The sequence below is a fragment of the Vibrio sp. RE86 genome (assembly GCF_013114545.1).
Taxonomy (GTDB): domain Bacteria; phylum Pseudomonadota; class Gammaproteobacteria; order Enterobacterales; family Vibrionaceae; genus Vibrio.
This window is the reverse complement of record NZ_VTXI01000074.1, coordinates 1-532: the sequence shown is the minus strand read 5'-3', so window position 1 is coordinate 532 and position 532 is coordinate 1. Positions and strand designations below refer to the sequence as shown.

Sequence of the window (532 nt, the reverse complement as noted above, 5' to 3'; positions counted from 1 at the left end):
AAACCCGTGCGCTCTTAGCTCAGCTGGATAGAGTACCTGGCTACGAACCAGGCGGTCGGAGGTTCGAATCCTCCAGAGCGCGCCACTCTTTAGGTTTTCATTCTTATTGAAGTGAAATCCTGATATTACAAAAGTGATATCGAAAACTGCGCGTCCTTAGCTCAGCTGGATAGAGTACCTGGCTACGAACCAGGCGGTCGGAGGTTCGAATCCTCCAGGACGCGCCACTCTTTAGGTTTTCATTCTTATTGAAGAGAAATCCTGATATTGACTTAAGTCGATATCGAAACCCGTGCGTCCTTAGCTCAGCTGGATAGAGTACCTGGCTACGAACCAGGCGGTCGGAGGTTCGAATCCTCCAGGACGCGCCACTCTTTAGGTTTTCATTCTTAATGAAGCGAAATCCTGATATTGCAAAAGCGATATCGAAACCCGTGCGCTCTTAGCTCAGCTGGATAGAGTACCTGGCTACGAACCAGGCGGTCGGAGGTTCGAATCCTCCAGAGCGCGCCACTCTTTAGGTTTTCATTCT

Annotated in this window: 4 tRNA genes; all 4 read left to right on the top strand. The window is 49.8% G+C overall.

The annotated features are described in order from the left end of the window. Positions 1-8: 8 nt before the first annotated feature. Positions 9-85 (top strand) — tRNA-Arg (locus F0231_RS20830). A gap of 65 nt (positions 86-150) precedes the next feature. Then, positions 151-227, top strand: a tRNA-Arg gene (locus F0231_RS20825). Positions 228-294: 67 nt separating this feature from the next. After that, a tRNA-Arg gene (locus tag F0231_RS20820) sits at positions 295-371 on the top strand. Between the two features lie 65 nt (positions 372-436). After that, positions 437-513, top strand: a tRNA-Arg gene (locus F0231_RS20815). Positions 514-532: the final 19 nt, after the last annotated feature.